The sequence below is a fragment of the Streptomyces sp. NPDC040589 genome, from assembly GCF_055594445.1.
This window is the reverse complement of sequence record NZ_JBVIWP010000003.1, coordinates 523,097-536,993: the sequence shown is the minus strand read 5'-3', so window position 1 is coordinate 536,993 and position 13,897 is coordinate 523,097. Positions and strand designations below refer to the sequence as shown.

General features: G+C 69.8%; 10 protein-coding genes. 5 read left to right on the top strand and 5 right to left on the bottom strand.

The window, feature by feature from the left end; genetic code table 11:
• Positions 1-246 precede the first annotated feature (246 nt).
• The 5 genes from ACZ58V_RS14930 to ACZ58V_RS14910 all read left to right on the top strand — a co-directional run bounded on the left by ACZ58V_RS14930 (position 247) and on the right by ACZ58V_RS14910 (position 6,207).
• Complete coding sequence (locus ACZ58V_RS14930) at positions 247-1,278, top strand: LacI family DNA-binding transcriptional regulator (RefSeq protein WP_471290293.1); 1,032 nt, start codon at positions 247-249, stop codon at positions 1,276-1,278.
• A 115-nt stretch (positions 1,279-1,393) separates the two neighbouring features.
• On the top strand, positions 1,394-2,641 hold the full coding sequence (locus ACZ58V_RS14925) for a sugar ABC transporter substrate-binding protein (protein ID WP_471290291.1): 1,248 nt from the start codon (positions 1,394-1,396) through the stop codon (positions 2,639-2,641).
• Positions 2,638-3,546 (top strand): carbohydrate ABC transporter permease, encoded by a 909-nt coding sequence (locus ACZ58V_RS14920; RefSeq protein WP_471290289.1) that lies wholly within the window; start codon positions 2,638-2,640, stop codon positions 3,544-3,546. The genes ACZ58V_RS14925 and ACZ58V_RS14920 overlap by 4 nt, the downstream gene beginning before the upstream one ends.
• Complete coding sequence (locus tag ACZ58V_RS14915) at positions 3,543-4,379, top strand: carbohydrate ABC transporter permease (protein ID WP_468189709.1); 837 nt, start codon at positions 3,543-3,545, stop codon at positions 4,377-4,379. The genes ACZ58V_RS14920 and ACZ58V_RS14915 overlap by 4 nt, the downstream gene beginning before the upstream one ends.
• 46 nt (positions 4,380-4,425) lie before the next feature.
• Positions 4,426-6,207 (top strand): amylo-alpha-1,6-glucosidase, encoded by a 1,782-nt coding sequence (locus ACZ58V_RS14910; protein WP_471290286.1) that lies wholly within the window; start codon positions 4,426-4,428, stop codon positions 6,205-6,207.
• Here ACZ58V_RS14910 and ACZ58V_RS14905 read toward each other — a convergent pair.
• The 5 genes from ACZ58V_RS14905 to mrdA form a co-directional block, all read right to left on the bottom strand.
• Positions 6,161-8,131 (bottom strand): TIGR03960 family B12-binding radical SAM protein, encoded by a 1,971-nt coding sequence (locus ACZ58V_RS14905; protein WP_468189713.1) that lies wholly within the window; start codon positions 8,129-8,131, stop codon positions 6,161-6,163. The two genes, ACZ58V_RS14910 and ACZ58V_RS14905, sit on opposite strands and share 47 nt — an antisense overlap.
• A gap of 87 nt (positions 8,132-8,218) precedes the next feature.
• Entirely contained in the window at positions 8,219-9,724 is a 1,506-nt protein-coding gene (locus tag ACZ58V_RS14900; protein WP_471290284.1) for a CYTH and CHAD domain-containing protein, read from the bottom strand.
• 66 nt (positions 9,725-9,790) lie between these two features.
• A complete protein-coding gene (locus ACZ58V_RS14895) occupies positions 9,791-10,399 on the bottom strand; it encodes a hypothetical protein (RefSeq protein ID WP_468189717.1) in 609 nt (202 codons plus the stop codon).
• A 21-nt stretch (positions 10,400-10,420) separates the two neighbouring features.
• Positions 10,421-11,623, bottom strand: coding sequence for a rod shape-determining protein RodA (rodA, locus tag ACZ58V_RS14890; RefSeq protein ID WP_468189719.1), 1,203 nt, complete (start codon positions 11,621-11,623; stop codon positions 10,421-10,423).
• On the bottom strand, positions 11,620-13,866 hold the full coding sequence (gene mrdA, locus ACZ58V_RS14885; RefSeq protein ID WP_471290283.1) for a penicillin-binding protein 2: 2,247 nt from the start codon (positions 13,864-13,866) through the stop codon (positions 11,620-11,622). Before mrdA ends, rodA begins: the two co-directional genes overlap by 4 nt.
• Positions 13,867-13,897: the final 31 nt, after the last annotated feature.

Sequence of the window (13,897 nt, the reverse complement as noted above, 5' to 3'; positions counted from 1 at the left end):
AGGGGAAGGGCAAGCCCGGGAAACGGGATCGCCACGTCGAACCGGTTCGGGAAGCTAGCACCGGTGCCTCGGGCCAGCAATCCCTTCGACACCAGGATCTTGTCGGCCGCAGCGCCCGGCCTGCGAAGTTCGGTCCGGGTGTTGACAGGCGTCCGGCCAGTTCCTACGTTCCCTCCATGCGAACCGGTTCGACGACGACCCGGTCAGCGTCGAACCGGTTCGAGCACCTTCGAGCAAGGAGTGGCCGTGAACATCGGTGAGATCGCCCGCCGGGCCGGTGTCTCGCGGAGCACCGTGTCCTACGCGCTGAGCGGCAAGCGCCCGGTGTCGGACGACACCCGCCGGAAGATCCAGCAGGTCGTAGACGAACTGGGTTACCAGCCCAGCGCCAGCGCCCGCGCCCTGGCCAACGGGCGGACCAGCACCCTCGGCCTGGTCTTCCCGCCGGCCGGAAACCACTACACGGGGATGCAGCTGGACTTCATCGGCAGCGTGGTGGAGGCCGCCGCGGTCTACGACTACGACGTGCTGCTGTCCCCCAGCGACGTGGACAGCGACCGTTCCTTCCAGCGCCTGCTGGGTGAGCGGCGGGTCGACGGCGCGATCCTGATGGAGATCAGGCTGGAGGACGACCGGGCCGACCATCTGGCCGCCCTGGAGTTCCCCTCCGTCGCCATCGGCCGTACCGCTCACCCCGAGGGCAGTTGGTGGGTGGGCCTGGACCACATCGCGCTCGTGGAGGCGTGCGTCCATCACCTGGCGGATCTCGGCCACCGCCGGATCGCCTTCGTCAACCGTCCTGAGCAACTGCTGCGGGCCGGCTACGAGTCCGCGCACCGCGGCCTCGACGGTTTCACCAAGGCCGCGGCCGAGCGCGGGCTGACCGTCCGCACCTACTGCTGCGGTGACGACGCCGCCTCGGGCCAGGCGTGTGTGGAACGGATCCTGCACGACGACCCTGACACCACCGGCCTGGTCACCCTGAACGAGGCCGCGCTGGGCGGCCTGTACCGGGGGCTGGCCCAGGCCGGCCGCCATGTCCCGCGCGACTTCTCCGTCACCGGGGTCGTGGCCGCCCGCTGGGCGGAGACGGTGACCCCGCAGCTCACGGCGGCGGACGTACCCGCGGCCGACCTGGGCCGGCTCGCCGTCGACCTGCTGGTGGAGCGGCTCGACCACCCCGGCGCCCCGCCCCGGAACCACCTCCTCACCCCGCCCATCTCCCTGCGGGCCAGCACCGGGCCCGCGGGAGCCGCGCCCGGCGCGGACACTCCCTGATCAACACCCACCTCCTCTCCTCCCGTCACACGCCCTGACGGCGGTGCCGTTCGGCGTGCCCACCTTCGGCAGCCCTCGCCTCGGCACCCGCATGCCCAAAACAAAGGACCCCGCGATGAACAGCTTCTCCAGACGGCGCCGACTGACCGCAGCGGCCCTGACCGCCCTGGCCGTCGCCACCAGTGCCACCGCCTGCGGATCCGGCTCGGCAGGCACCGGGACCAAGGCGGCGGACGACGGCACCTACACCATCTGGGACCCGTACCCGCAGTTCGCCAAGGGCTCCGCGTGGGTGAAGCTGCTGGACGCCTGCGGCAGCGAGGCCGGAGTGAAGATCAAGCGGACCGGCTTCGACACCAGCGACCTGGCCGGCAAGACGCTGCTCGCCGCCCAGCAGGGCAACTCCCCGGACGTCCTCGTCGTCGACAACCCGGTGGTGTCGACGCTGGCCGAGGCGGGCGTGCTCACCACCACCGACGACAGCGAGCTCGACACCTCGGGCGTGGACCCCAACCTGCTCGCCGCCGGCCAGTCGGGCGGCAAAACCTACGGCACCCCGATCGGCGCCAACACCCTCGCCCTCTACTACAACAAGAAGGTCCTGAAGGAAGCCGGGGTGGACATAGCCACCGTCAAGGACTGGGCGTCGCTGACGGCCGCGCTGGCCAAGGTCGAGCAGGCCGGGAAGAAGGGCATCACCTTCTCCGCGATCGGCACCGAGGAGGGCAGCTTCCAGTTCCTGCCGTGGTTCTGGGGCTCCGGCGCCGAGCTGACCGACGTCGACTCCCCCGCGGCCGTCTCCGCGCTCTCCCTGTGGAAGGACTGGCTGGACAAGGGCTACGCCCCCAACTCGGTGCTCAACAACACCCAGACCACCAGCTGGCAGGAGTTCGCGACCGGCGACTACGCCTTCGCGGAGAACGGCACCTGGCAGCTCGCCGCCGCCAAGAAGGCCGGCTTCGACTTCGGCGTCCTGCCCATCCCCGCGTCGAAGGGAGGCAGCGCCGCGGCCCCGACGGGCGGCGAGTTCGTCACCGTCCCGGTGCAGAGCGACACCGGCCGCTATGCCACGACGCGCAAGCTCACGACGTGCCTCACCAGCACCAAGAACCTGTACGACACCGACACCACCCTCTCCTACGTCGCACCCACCAGCGAGGTCCAGGACAAGCAGGTGGCGGCCGACCCCGACCTCAAGCCATGGGTGGACGCGGTCAAGTCGGCCAAGGGCCGCACCAGTGACGACCTCGGCACCAAGTACCCCAAGATCTCCGAGCAGTTGTGGAAGGCCGTGCAGTCCGCGCTCAGCGGCTCCAAGTCGCCGAAGGACGCGCTCACCACCGCCCAGTCCGCGGCCAAGTGACCGTGAACCGGGGCCTTTCGACGATCCACACGAGGCAGTGGGCCGCCTGGGCCTTCCTCACCCCGGTGACGCTGTACCTCGTCCTCTTCTACGCCTATCCGCTCTACCGCAACCTCGACCTGAGCCTGCGCGACTACACCGTCCGCTCCTTCGTCCAGGGTGACGCGCCCTTCACCGGCCTGCACAACTACCGGACCGTCTTCGACGACCCGGCCTTCGCACCCGCCCTGCTCCACACCGTGGTGTTCACCGCCGTGTGCCTGGTCTTCCAGTACGTCATCGGCCTGGCGCTCGCGGTCTTCTTCCACCAGCACTTCCGGCTCTCCGCCACCCTGCGGGCCCTGTTCCTGGTGCCCTGGCTGCTGCCGCTGATCGTGTCCGCCTCCACCTGGTCGTGGCTGCTCAACAGCGACTCCGGGCTGGTCAACGCCCTGCTGAGCGCCGTCGGCATCGACCCGGTGAACTGGCTGACCTCACCGTCCTGGTCGCTCGCCTCCGTGATCATCGCCAACATCTGGATCGGCATCCCGTTCAACCTGGTCGTGCTCCACAGCGGCCTGCAGTCCATCCCGGCCGGCCTGTACGAGGCCGCCGCCCTCGACGGGGCGGGTGCCTGGCGGCGGTTCTGGAGCATCACCTTCCCACTGCTGCGGCCGGTGTCCGCGATCACCCTGCTGCTCGGGCTGGTCTACACGCTCAAGGTCTTCGACATCATCTGGATCATGACCAAAGGCGGCCCGGCCGGAGCCTCCACGACCCTCGCCACCTGGTCCTACCAACTCGGCTTCGGCAATCTGCTGCCCGCCTTCGGCCCGGGCGCGGCCGTCGGCAACCTGCTGGTGGTGGCCGCCCTGGTGTTCGGCCTGGTCTACGTCCGGGTGCAGAGAAAGCAGGCGCTCTCATGAGCCGGAACGGCAAGCGCACGGGCGTGAACAGAGCGGGAAAGACGACCCTCGGTGTCCTGCTGACCGGGATCATGCTCTTCCCGGTCTACTGGATGCTGAACGTGTCCCTCACCCGCCCCCAGGACCTGCGCAAGAGCCCGCCGGACCTGTTCCCCGACCACGGCACCCTGGCCGGCTACCGCACCGTCCTCGACGAGCAGTTGCCCTATCTCGCCACGAGCCTCGTCATCGGCCTGGGCACCGTCGCCCTGACCGTGGCCCTGTCCGCCCCCGCCGGCTACGCGCTGGCGAAACTGCGCCCACGCGGCGGCGGCATCCTCACCTTCGTCCTGCTCGCCGCCCAGATGATCCCCGGCATCATCATGGCGATGGGCTTCTACGCCATCTACCTGCAGCTCGGCCTGCTCCAGTCCGTCCCCGGCCTGATCGTCGCCGACTCCACCCTGGCCGTCCCCTTCGCGGTCCTCATCTTCACCGCGTTCATGTCCGGCATCCCCGACGAACTCCTCCAGGCGGCCCGGACGGACGGAGCAGGACCATGGCGCACCTTCCGGTCGATCGTCCTGCCCATGAGCCGCAACGCCGTCGTCACCGTGTCGCTGTTCGCGTTCCTGTGGTCCTGGTCCGACTTCGTCTTCGCGAGCACCCTCGTCAACGGCGGCGCGCGGGAGCCGATCACCCTCGGCATCTACCACTACATCGGCAACAACAACCAGGAGTGGAACGCCATCATGGCCACCGCCGTCGTGGCCTCGCTGCCGGCCGCGGTCATCCTCGTCCTGGCCCAGCGCTATGTCGCCGCCGGCGTGACGGCCGGCGCGGTCAAGGACTGACCCAGGACCTCCCGACGATCCCTGCTCGAGAAACGAGTGCCCCTTCATGACCGCCGACCGCTCCGGCCCGGCCTTCTCCGTCCAGGACATCCCGTTCAGCACGTACGGGTCCTGGTTCGACATCTCCCCCGTGGTGGCGGAGAAGACGTACGCCGAGGACCTCCACCTCGTCTCGCACCAGAACGGCATGCACGCCGTCCTGACCCTGACGCCGCTCGACCGGGCGACGGGCGAGCGGACCGAGACCCGGGTGGAGGCCACCCCGGGCCTGCTCAGCTGGATCAGCGTCAGCGGGCCCGGCCGCGTCGACCTCGCCTACGAGTCGCCGGACACCGTACGCCTGCGCGGCACTGAACTGCCGCTGCGCGTCTCCGCGTCAGCCCGCACCCTGACCCCCTTCAGCGGCACGTACTTCTTCCGCGACGCGGCCACCGACGCCTACGTCTTCACCTCGTACGAGACCGGCCGCCGCTACCGCGTCACCGTCCTGTCCGGCACGGTGACCCACACCCACGGCGACCAGACCCTGGGCACCTCCGACCGCGGCCTCACCGTCACCGCCGGCCCGGACGACTCCTGGGAGATCGCGGTCGAGGAACTCGACACGGCCCGCCCGCCGTACGTATCGACGTCACTCTTCGGCAAGATCGTCGAGGCGGCGCGGAACGCCTTCGCGGACTTCGTCGACGCGGTGGCCCCTTGGCGCTCTCCGGCCACCCCGGCCGCCGAACTCGCCGCCTACGTCCTGTGGTCCGCGACCGTACGCCCGGCAGGGCTGGTCCCCCGGCCCGCCGTCCTGATGTCCAAGCACTGGATGGACAAGGTCTGGAGCTGGGACCACTGCTTCAACGCGCTGGCCCTGGCCCCCGGCCGCCCCGAACTGGCCTGGGACCAGTACCAGCTGCCCTTCGACCACCAGGACGAGACCGGGGCGCTCCCCGACTCGGTCACCCACTCCGAGGTCCTGCACAACTTCGTCAAACCGCCCATCCACGGCTGGGCCCTCGGCCACCTGCGACGCCGCCTGCCCACACCCCCCGACCGCACGGAACTGGCAGGCACCTACGACCGGCTGGAACGCTGGACGACCTTCTGGCTCACCGCCCGGCGCACCCCCGGCGCGGCACTCCCCCACTACCACCACGGCAACGACAGCGGCTGGGACAACGCCACCACGTTCGACCCCGAACGCGTGGTCGTCACCGCGGACCTGGCCGCCTTCCTCATCCTCCAGCTGCACGAACTAGCCGCCCTGGCAGCACACCTGGACAGACCCGACGACGCCACGCGGTGGACACGAACCGCCGAGACGACCCAGGCGGCCCTCCTGGACGAACTCTGGACCGGCGACCGATTCACGACCCGAGGCGTCCACAGCGGGAACACCTGGACCAGCTCCAGCCTCCTCGACCTGATGCCCATCGTGCTGGGCGAGCACCTCCCGCCCGAGATCAGCGCACAGCTGGCCGACCGCATCGCGACCCACCTGACCCCCCACGGCCTGGCCACGGAGCTGCCGACCTCACCGCACTACCTCTCCGACGGCTACTGGCGCGGCCCGATCTGGGCCCCCGCCACGGTCCTCATCGAAGACGGCCTGCGCCGCGCCGGCCACCACCGGCTGGCAGCCGACATCAGCACCCGCTTCCGCGCCCTGTGCGAAACCCACGGCTTCGCCGAGAACTTCGACGCCCTCACCGGCACGGGCCTACGGGACCGCGCCTACACCTGGACCGCCGCCGGCTACCTTCTCCTCGCGGAGGCAGCCGCCGACGACACACTCAGTGCGCGTGCCCGCTCGAAGCAGGCGCCGGACCGGCGTTCTTGACCGACAGAGGCAGGAGCTTCTTCCCCGTCGGGCCGATCTGGATCTCCGTGTCCATCTGCGGACACACCCCACAGTCGAAGCAAGGAGTCCACCGGCAGTCCTCGACCTCCGTCTCGTCGAGGGAGTCCTGCCAGTCCTCCCAGAGCCAGTCCTTGTCCAGGCCGGAGTCGAGGTGGTCCCAGGGGAGGACCTCCTCGTAGGTGCGCTCGCGGGTGGTGTACCAGTCGACGTCGACGCCGAACTCCGGCAGCGTCTTCTCGGCGCACGCCATCCAGCGGTCGTACGAGAAGTGCTCGCGCCAGCCGTCGAAGCGGCCGCCGTCGTCGTAGACCGCGCGGATGACCGCGCCGATGCGGCGGTCGCCGCGGGAGAGGAGGCCTTCGACGATGCCGGGCTTGCCGTCGTGGTAGCGGAAGCCGATGGAGCGGCCGTACTTCTTGTCGCCGCGGATCTTGTCCCGCAGCTTCTGCAGCCGGGCGTCCGTCTCCTCGGCGGAGAGCTGCGGGGCCCACTGGAAGGGGGTGTGGGGCTTGGGGACGAAGCCGCCGATCGAGACCGTGCAGCGGATGTCGTTGGAGCGGGAGACCTCGCGGCCCTTGGCGATGACCTTGGTCGCCATGTCGGCGATCTGGAGGACGTCGTCGTCGGTCTCCGTGGGCAGGCCGCACATGAAGTACAGCTTCACCTGGCGCCAGCCGTTGCCGTACGCGGTGGAGACCGTGCGGATGAGGTCGTCCTCGGAGACCATCTTGTTGATGACCTTGCGGATGCGTTCCGAGCCGCCCTCGGGGGCGAAGGTGAGGCCGGAGCGGCGGCCGTTGCGGGTCAGTTCGTTCGCCAGGTCGATGTTGAAGGCGTCCACGCGGGTGGAGGGGAGGGACAGGCCGATCTTGTCCTCCTCGTAGCGGTCCGCCAGGCCCTTGGCGACGTCGGCGATCTCCGTGTGGTCCGCCGAGGAGAGGGACAGCAGGCCCACCTCCTCGAAGCCCGTCGCCTTCAGGCCCTTGTCGACCATGTCGCCGATGCCCGTGATGGAGCGTTCGCGGACCGGGCGGGTGATCATGCCGGCCTGGCAGAAACGGCAGCCGCGGGTGCAGCCGCGGAAGATCTCCACCGACATGCGCTCGTGGACCGTCTCGGCCAGCGGGACCAGGGGCTGCTTGGGGTACGGCCACTCGTCCAGGTCCATGACGGTGTGCTTGGAGACCCGCCACGGGACACCACTGCGCTTCGGTACGACACGGGCGATCCGGCCGTCCGGCAGGTACTCGACGTCGTAGAAGCCGGGGACGTACACCCCGCCCGTCCGGGCCAGGCGGAAGAGGAGTTCCTCGCGGCCGCCGGGGCGGCCTTCCGCCTTCCAGGCGCGGATGATCGCGGTGACCTCGAGGACGGCCTGCTCACCGTCGCCGATGACCGCGCAGTCGATGAAGTCCGCGATCGGCTCGGGGTTGAACGCGGCGTGCCCGCCAGCCATGACGATCGGGTCGTCCAGGCCGCGGTCCTTGGACTCCAGCGGGATGCCGGACAGGTCCAGGGCCGCCAGCATGTTCGTGTAGCCGAGCTCCGTGGAGAAGGAGAGGCCGAACACGTCGAAGGCCTTGACGGGCCGGTGGCTGTCCACCGTGAACTGCGGGACGTCGTGCTCCCGCATCAGCTCCTCCAGGTCCGGCCACACGCTGTAGGTGCGCTCGGCGAGGACGCCCTGCTGTTCGTTCAGGACCTCGTAGAGGATCATGACGCCCTGGTTGGGCAGACCGACCTCGTAGGCGTCCGGGTACATGAGCGCCCAGCGGACGTCACAGGAGTCCCACTCCTTGACCGTGGAGTTGAGCTCCCCGCCGACGTACTGGATCGGCTTCTGCACGTGCGGGAGCAGAGCTTCGAGCTGCGGGAAGACCGACGCAGCGACTTCGGCAGGCATGTCGCGCACCTTCGTGAGCTGGACTGTACTGACAGGGGTGACCATCCAGCCTAACGTGACCGCGGGGCGTCTCCGTACGCCCGAGGCTCAGAGGCTCGCCGCCCCGTCCTTGATCCCGTCCCAGAACCCGGGCAGTTCGGCCTCCACGCGCAGGGCCCGCTGCTCTTCGCGCTCGTGGAGAAGGCCGTAGGTGAAGGCGTTCTCCCCCGCCGCGTGGGCGACCGCCGACAGCTCGCGCAGGGTCTGCCGGGCCATGACGCTGTCCTGGTGCTCGCCGAGCAGGTTCTGCAGCGCCTTCATGGACTTGACCAGGTTCTTGGCCGGCTTGCCGAGGGCCGGTTTGCCCGCCTCCGCCGCGTAGCGGGTGCGCTTGGTCTTCTTGCGGGCCTCGTGGATCGCGACGTCCCGGTCGGTGCCGGGCTCCAGTTCCCGTGCTTGCTGGACCAGCCCGGTGACCTTGCGGAAGTCCTTCTTCACGGCCTTGGCGATCACCTTGCGGGGCTTCTTGCCGGCCGCCTCGAGGAGCGGCGGGTCGGCGATCAGCGCGTCGAGGGTGTCGAGCAGGGCGAGATAGCGGTGGGAGTCCAGGACGCCGAGGAGCCGGCCGCGGGCGCCGCCGTGCTCGGCGCTCGACCAGGTGTGCAGCCGCTCGGACACCGGGCCGCGGACCAGGTCGGCGGGCACCTCGTCGAGGGCCGCCGTCAGCCGTTCGGTCAGCACCTCGCGGTCCCGGTCCCGGCCCAGCTCACCGGCCAGCCACTTCAGCTCGTCGCCGACCGGGTCGGTGGCGGTCCGGTCGAGGACCGCGCCGTACGACTTGAGGGTGCTGCGCAGCCGCCGGGTGGCCACGCGCATGCTGTGCACGGAGTCCTCGGCGTCCCGGCGGACGGCCGGGTCGAGTTCGACGATGGCGTCGCGCTGGGTGCGTACGTAGGCGAGCACGTGGTCCCCGGCGGTCACCGGGTCCCCGGCGGAGGCGGCCGGGCGCTTCGTGGCCGGCGCCGTCTCCGCGAGGGCACGGGCCAGCTTCGATGCCGACGCCGACGGCCGTACGCCCGCCTTGCGCAGTCGTTTCTCCACCTTGTCGAGCACGGCCGGGTCGCCACCGTCGGCGAGTTCCACCTCGATCTCGGTCCACTGGGTCTCGGCGCCGCCGGGGGTGAGCCGCTCGGCGTGTACGGCGTCGACGGCGACCTCGGCGAGCAGTCCGCCGTCGGCGTCGACGAGGTGGCGTACGTCACGGTCGGAGCGCAGCCGGACCACGGGCAGCAGTTCGCCGCCGCGGACGCGGGAGCGGACGAGCCCGGCGAGGTCGTCGGGGAGGGTGTCGGAGAGCGGGGCGTGCAGCTCGTCGCGGACGCCCGGGGCGACCGGGAACTTCAGGTGCCAGCCCGCGTCGGAACCGCCGGTGCGGCGGCGCAGGGTGACGGACGACGCGGCGAGGCGTTCGTCCACGGTGTCGTAGTAGGTGGCGTCGAGGTGGGCGACACCCTTGTCGACAACGGCCGCGACCCCGGCGACGCCGGTCAGGTCGGGAAGCCCGCTCTCGTCGGATTCGTACTTGCGCTCGATCTCGCGTTTCGTCTCCGCCATGAAACAAATCTAGTGGCTGACCGGCCGGGACAGCAGTGGTGAGCGCCCCCGAGAGGGTCGTGACGTTCAGGTCGTCAGCAGGGCCCGCATCTCCTCGCCGTCCGGGAACGGCGCGTCCTTCGCCGTCCGGGAGACGAGGTACACATGGGCGTCCTCGAACTGGTGGTACGACAGCGGCTCCGGGCCCTGTCCGACGATCAGCACGTTGTGCTCCAGGCGCCAGCTGACGTACCGGGTCTCGTACCTGGGCTGCCGGATGTCATGGTTCGGCAGGCCCAGCCGCTCGGTGAAGCGCTGCACGACGGTGCCGAAGTGGGCGTCGAACTCCGGCCGCCAGGCGCCCTCCTCGCTGGTCCAGCCGGGCAGGGCGCCCCAGCAGTCCTCGTCGAGCAGACCGCCGTCGACCGAGTAGAGGTAGGCGAACGGCAGGTAGAGGGAGCCGTCGCCGTCGCAGGTGACGAAGTGGCCCTGCGGGGTGACGTGGGTGGCGTCGGGGACATCGGGGGTGTCCTCGTACGCCGGTCCCCGCACCGCCTGCGACCAGTCGGGCCAGCCGGCCTCACGCATCCGCGCCTCGATGGCGTCGTCGTCGGTCAGGTCCAGCTCCGCCAGCGCGAGGAGATGGCTCACCAGTTCCTCGGTCACCCGGCACTGGGCCACATACTCCCCGGACATTCCGCTCCCCCGTTCAGGTTGCTAGGCCGACAACGGCCGCTGCACCCGGATCGACTGCAACAACCCGACCGCTATCCACACGGCGAACATCGACGAACCGCCGTACGACACGAAGGGCAGCGGCAGGCCGGTGACGGGCATGATGCCGAGCGTCATGCCGACGTTCTCGAACGTCTGGAATCCGAACCAGGCGACGATGCCCGCGGCCACGATGGTGCCGTACAGGTCGCTGGTGTCCCGGGCGATGGCGCAGGCCCGCCACAGGACGATGCCGAGCAGCAGGATGATCAGGCCGCCGCCGAGGAAGCCCAGCTCCTCGCCCGCCACGGTGAAGACGAAGTCCGTCTGCTGCTCGGGCACGAACTGGCCGGTGGTCTGCGAGCCGTGGAAGAGGCCGGAGCCGGTCAGTCCGCCGGAGCCGATGGCGATCCGGGCCTGGTTGGTGTTGTAGCCGACGCCCGCCGGGTCGAGCTCGGGGTTGGCGAAGGCGGCGAAGCGGGCGATCTGGTAGTCGTCGAGCACCCCGAGCTGCCATACGGTGACCGCCCCGAGGGTGCCCGCGCCGAGCAGGCCGAACACCCAGCGGTTGGACGACCCGGAGGCGAGCAGCACACCGAGCACGATGATGACCATGACCATGACCGAGCCGAGGTCGGGCATGAGCATCACGATCAGCATGGGCACCGTGGCCAGGCCCAGGGCCTGCACGACCGTGCGGTGATCGGGGTACTGCTTGTCGCCCGCGTCGACCCGGGCCGCCAGCAGCATCGCCATGCCCAGGATGATCGTGACCTTCACGAACTCCGAGGGCTGCAGGGAGAAGCCGCCGGGGAGCTTGATCCAGGAGTGGGCGCCGTTGATCGTGGAGCCGAGCGGGGTGAGCACCAGCAGGATCAGCAGGACCGAGAGGCCGTACAGGATCGGCACGGCCGTGCGCAGGGCGCGGTGGCCGAGCCAGATCGTGCCGGCCATCAGGGCGAGGCCGATGCCGGTGTTCAGCAGGTGCCGGACGAGGAAGTAGTACGGGTCGTCCTGGTTGAGCTCGGTGCGGTTGCGGGTCGCCGAGTAGACGAGGAGCGTGCCGAGCAGCGACAGGGCCAGCGCCGACAGCAGGATCGGCCAGTCGAGCCGCCGCACGACCGAGTCACGGGCGAGGAGCCGGGTCCAGCCGGAGCGCTCGGGCCCGTAGCCGGAGACCTGGAAGCTGTTCACACCGCCGGTCATGCCGCCCACCTCCGGCTGCCCCGCCGGCGCCGCCGCCTTCGGGTGTCACGGTTCTCCGGCGTCGGCGGGGCGGCCGTCGCCGGCTGGAGCGGGTCGGCCGGGGCGTTGGGGTCCTTCTTCTTGGCCTGCTGGTCCTTGGCCGGGTCCTTGGAGACCTTCGGGGAGAAGATGGTGCCGTCGGTCTTGACCTTCGGCAGGGCCTCCTGCGGGGTGGGCAGCAGGGCCTTCTTCTTGTCGATCTTGCCGTCCTCGGAGACGCCGTACAGCGCGTTGTAGATGTTGCGGACGGCGGGGCCCGAGGCGCCGGAGCCCGTACCACCCTGCGCGATCGTCATGACGATCGCGTAGTCCTTGGTGTAGGTGGCGAACCACGAGGTCGTCTGCTTGCCGTAGACCTCGGCCGTACCCGTCTTGGCGTGCATCGGGATCTTGTCCTGCGGCCAGCCGCCGAACCTCCAGGCGGCCGTACCGCGGGTGGCGACTCCCGCGAGGGCATCGTCTATCCGGTCGCGTGTCGTCTTCGTCATCGGCAGCTTGCCGTGCGACTTGGGCTTGATCGGCGTGACGGTCTTGCCGTCGGCGCTGATGACGGCCTTGCCGACGGAGGGGTCGTAGAGGGTGCCGCCGTTGGAGATGGCGCCGTAGATGGTGGCCATCTGGATCGGGGTGACGAGGGTGTCGCCCTGGCCGATGGAGTAGTTGACGGAGTCACCGGCGCGCAGGCGGTTGCCCTCGAGGCAGTTCTCGTAGGCGATCTTCTCGGCGTAGCTGCCGTTGCGCTTGCCGGTGCGGCACCAGACGTCCTTGTTGGCCTTCCAGTAGTCCAGCTTCCACTGGCGGTCGGGGATGCGGCCGGTGACCTCGTTGGGCAGGTCGATGCCGGTCTCCTTGCCGAGGCCGAACTGGTGGGCGGTCTTGTAGAACCAGTCGTTGGTCTTCTTCTTCGGCTTGGCGCCGCCGTCGCGCTTCCACTCCTCGTGGGAGAGCCGGTAGAAGACGGTGTCGCAGGAGACCTCCAGGGCGCGGCCGAGGCTGATCGGGCCGTATCCCTTGGACTCGAAGTTCTTGAAGACCTGGCCGCCGAGGGAGAACGAGCTGGAGCACTGGTAGGGGCCGTCGAAGGAGTAGCCGGCGTTGATCGCGGCGGCCGTCGGGACGACCTTGAAGATGGAGCCGGGCGCCGACTGGCCCTGGATCGCGCGGTTGAGCAGCGGGTAGTTGGAGCTCTTGCCGGTGAGCCGCGCGTAGTCCTTGGCGGAGATGCCGCCGACCCAGGCGTTGGGGTCGTAGTTCGGGTTGGACGCCATGGCGACGACCCGGCCGGTCTTGGCCTCCATCACCACGACGGCACCGGAGTCGGCCTTGTAGTTGGTGCCGGTGTTCCGGTCGTTCTGCTTGCGGGCTTCCTTCATGGCCTCGTTCAGCTGGTACTCGGCGATCCGCTGGACGCGGGAGTCGATGCTGGTGACGAGGCTGTCGCCCGGGTGGGTGGGGTCGGCCTCGGCCTGGCCGATGACGCGGCCGAGGTTGTCGACCTCGTAGCGCGTGACGCCGGCCTTGCCGCGCAGCTGCTTGTCGTACTGGCGTTCAAGACCGGAGCGGCCGACCTGGTCGGAGCGCAGATACGGCGAGTTGGTGTTCTGGGCCTGCTTGATCTCCTCGTCGGTGACCGGCGAGAGGTAGCCGAGGACCTGGGCGGTGTTGGCCTTGCCCGGGCTCGGGTAGCGGCGCATGGCCTGCGGCTCGGCGGTGATGCCGGGGAAGTCCTCGGCGCGCTCGCGGATCTGCAGGGCCTGCTTGGGCGTGGCCTCGTCCGTGATGGGGATGGGCTGGTACGGCGAGCCGTTCCAGCAGGGCTGGGGCGTCTCGGAGTCGCACAGCCGGACCTTCGCCATGACCTCCTTGGGCTTCATGCCCAGGACCTTGGCGAGCTTGGCGAGGACGTCCTTGCCGTCGTCCGGCATCTTCAGCAGGTCGGTACGGGACGCGGAGACGACCAGCCGGGTCTCGTTGTCGGCGAGGGCCACACCGCGCGCGTCCAGGATCGAACCCCGGACGGCGGGCTGGACGACCTGCTGGACGTGGTTCCCGGACGCCTCCTTGGCGTACGCCGCGCCCTCACGGATCTGGAGGTACCACAGGCGTCCGCCGAGCGTGAGCAGGAGCGAGAGGACGAGAACCTGGATGACGACGAGCCGGATCTGGACCCGGGTGTTCCGGCCGGTCTCGGGAATGTTGGTCACGGGTGCTGCCTCCCCCTCTCCCTACGTGTAC